Below are 3,280 nucleotides of genomic sequence, written 5' to 3'. Positions count from 1 at the left end.
GGAGTCGACCGGGTGGGGGCTCGCGACCGCCGCCGGCCTGGGCATCGTTCCGCAGGCCGCGATCACCTGGCGGGTCCGACGCAAGGCGCTGTCCGACCACCACGTCACCCGGCGGGAGGACCGCCCCCTGGTGATCGTCGGCATCGCCGGGTCGGTGGCGACCCTGCTCGCGGCCCAACGGTGGGGCGACGCCCCGGACGAGTTGCAGCGGATGACGCGGGCCGCACTGGTGGCGCTGGGCGTGGCCGGGGCCGCGACGCTCCGGATCAAGGTCTCGTTCCACACCGCCGTGCTCGCCGGGGTCGTCACGGTCCTCGCCCGCGAACTCTCACCCCGCTACTGGCGACTGCTGGCCCTCGTACCGACGGTGGCGTGGGCGCGCGTGCGGATCAGCCACCACACCCCGACCGAGACCGCGCTCGGGGCGATGATCGGCGTGACCTGCGGCTCCCTGGGCGGCGGCCGGACACCGGTGGTCGGGTAGCCGCCGCCCCGGGGGCGGAGTCGAGTCAGATGCGGTCGACCAGCAACTTGGCGAACGCAGCCGGATCGGACAGCGTGCCGCCCTCCGCGAGGACGGCCGCACCCGACAGCAGCCGGGCGGTGTCGGCCAGGCCGGGCGCCGACGGATCCGATGCGTACTGCTCGCGCAGCCGCTCGACCAGAGGGTGCGTGGGGTTGAGCTCGAGGATCCGCTTGCTCGTGGGCAGTTCCATGCCCGAAGCGCGGTACATGGCCTCGAGCTGCGGGGTCATGTCGAACTCGTCGCCCACCATGCACGCGGCCGACTCGGTGAGCCGGTGCGACAGGCGGACCTGCTTGACCTCGTCCGACAGCTCCTCGCCCAGCCAGGTGAGCAGGTCGGCGAACTCGGCCGCGTCGGGCTCGTCCTCGCGATCCTCGCTCTCCGAGCCGATGCCGGACAGGTCCACGTCGCCCTTGGCCACCGACCGCAGGCGCTTGCCGTCGACCTCGCCGACCGCGTCGACCCACACCTCGTCGACCGGGTCGGTGAGGATGAGGACCTCGACACCACGGGCACGGAACGCCTCCAGGTGCGGGGAGTTCTCCACCGCCGCGCGGGACGTCCCGGTGAGGTAGTAGATCTCCTCCTGCCCGTCGGCCATCCGGGAGACGTACTCGGCGATGGTGGTGCCCACCTCGTCGTCGTCACGCTCGTCGTCGCGCGGGGTCTCGTCCGATCCGGACGCGGCGTCCCCGGCGCCCGCCTGGGCGGGACGCGTGGAGGCGAACGTGCTCACGGCCAGCAACTGCTCGCGGGCGTCGACGTCCGCGATCAGGCCCTCCTTGAGGACGGCACCGAAGTTGGCCCAGAAGCTGCGGAACTCCTCCGGCCGGTCGGTCTTGATCTGTTCGATCGTCTGCAGCACCCGCTTGACCAGGCGCTTGCGGATCGCCCGGATCTGGCGGTCCTGCTGGAGGATCTCGCGGGAGACGTTGAGCGACAGGTCCTGGGCGTCGACGATGCCCTTGACGAAGCGCAGGAACGGCGGGACCAGCTCCTCACAGTCGTCCATGATGAAGACACGACGGACGTAGAGCTGCACCCCACGTTTGGTGTCCGGGGAGAACAGGTCGAACGGCACCTGCGTGGGAAGGAACAGCAGCGCCTGGTACTCGAACGTGCCCTCCGCCTTGAGGGTGATCGTCTCCAGCGGCTCGTCCCACGCGTGCGAGACGTGACGGTAGAACTCGGCGTACTCCTCGTCGGTGACCTCCGAGCGGGGCCGCGTCCACAGGGCCTTCTGGGAGTTGAGCGTCTCCGTCTCGGTGACCGTGCCGGGAGCCTCGGGCGCGGCGTCCTCGGCGGCGGCATCGTCTGCGGCATCGTCTGCGCCGGCCCCGTCCGCGCCGGCCTCATCCGTCGACTCCGGCTCCGGCGCCGGGCGCTCGACGTCCATGCGGATCGGCCAGGCGATGAAGTCCGAGTAGGTGCGCACCACCCGGCGCAGCGTGTGCTCCTCGGTGTAGTCCGGGAGCGCCGCGTCCCCACCGGCCGGCTTGAGCTGCAGGATCACCGAGGTGCCCTGGGGAGCGTCCGGGGCGTCCTCGATCGTGTACGTGTCCTCGCCGCTCGACGTCCAGCGCGTCCCCGCACTCTCGCCTGCCTTGCGGGTGACCAGCGTGACCGTGTCCGCGACCATGAACGTCGAGTAGAAACCGATGCCGAACTGGCCGATGAGGTCCGCGGTGGCCTGCTCCGAGACCTCACCGGACTCCTGCGCCGCCCGGGCCGCGGAGAGTGCCTCCCGCATCTGCCCGGTGCCCGACCTGGCGAGCGTGCCGATGAGGTCCACCACCTCGTCGCGGGACATGCCGATGCCGTTGTCGCGGATCGTCAGCGTCCGGGCGGCGGCATCCGGGATCAGCTCGATGTGCAGATCCGAGGTGTCCGCGCCGAGCGAGGAATCCTGCAGCGCGGCCAACCGGAGCTTGTCCAGCGCGTCCGAGGAGTTGGAGATGACCTCGCGCAGGAAGGTGTCCGGATTCGAATAGATCGAGTGGATCATCAGATCCAACAGCTGCCGGGTCTCGGCCTGGAACTCCCGGGTCTCTGCTGCACCGGAGGTCTGCGGGCTCATGGCGGGTATCGGTCCTTTCTCGTCACGGCTGAAGGGCTGGCGCGATCTGTTCACACCGTCCCAGTCAACCTAGTGTGAAGCCCAGACATTCCTGGAGGTGAGGTGCCCGTGACCCCGACCCCGCTGAGCCCGGAGGACCTCGCGGTCCTCGACCGGGCCACCACCCTGTTCGGCCGCGCGCTCGCCGGCGGACTCGACGGTGACTGCGAGGCCTGCCCGGGATGGACCCGCCGCGACTGCGCCAACCACGTCTTGGGCGGTGGACTGCGCTACGCCGCCTACTTCCCACGGCTGCCGGAGTCGGAGATCGAGTGGACCCGCACCGCCGACCACGCCGGTGAGAAGCCGATCCCCGCACTGCACCGCACGTCCGCGGGTCTGCGCAGGGAACTCGCGCGGGCCCGGGACGCGGACGCGATCGTCCAGCACCGGCTCGCCGAGATCCCGGTCCGCGACCTCCTCGTCCTGCGCGTCTTCGAACTCCTGGTCCACGCCCACGACCTCGACTCGCGGACGTGGGACTCGACGGAGGCGGAGGACCTCGCCGCCTGGACCCTCGACCACGCCCGGAGCGTGGTGGAGTTGATGCGGTCGTTCGACGTGCTCGCCGAGGCGCGCCCCGTGACGCTCGGCGCGGATTCGCGCGCCCGACTGCTCGCACTGTCCGGACGGCGCCC

General features: G+C 71.0%; 3 protein-coding genes. 2 read left to right on the top strand and 1 reads right to left on the bottom strand.

From position 1 onward, the window contains the following. Nucleotides 1–484: phosphatase PAP2 family protein (locus G6023_RS13145; RefSeq protein ID WP_182635927.1), on the top strand; the 484-nt coding region annotated here is incomplete at its 5' end. Between the two features lie 25 nt (nt 485–509). Here G6023_RS13145 and htpG read toward each other — a convergent pair. Then, the gene (gene htpG / locus G6023_RS13140) at nt 510–2,603 is read right to left on the bottom strand and encodes a molecular chaperone HtpG (RefSeq protein ID WP_182635925.1); all 2,094 of its coding nucleotides are present in this window, start codon (nt 2,601–2,603) and stop codon (nt 510–512) included. A 108-nt stretch (nt 2,604–2,711) separates the two neighbouring features. On the opposite strand from htpG, the gene G6023_RS13135 reads away from it, so the two are divergent. Continuing rightward, a partial coding sequence (locus G6023_RS13135) for a maleylpyruvate isomerase N-terminal domain-containing protein (protein WP_182635923.1) occupies nt 2,712–3,280 on the top strand: 569 nt, incomplete at its 3' end.

The sequence above is a fragment of the Dietzia sp. DQ11-71 genome (assembly GCF_014144995.1).
Lineage (GTDB): Bacteria > Actinomycetota > Actinomycetes > Mycobacteriales > Mycobacteriaceae > Dietzia > Dietzia kunjamensis.
The sequence above is the reverse complement of the archived record's forward strand: the minus strand, read 5'-3'. Positions and strand labels throughout refer to the sequence as shown.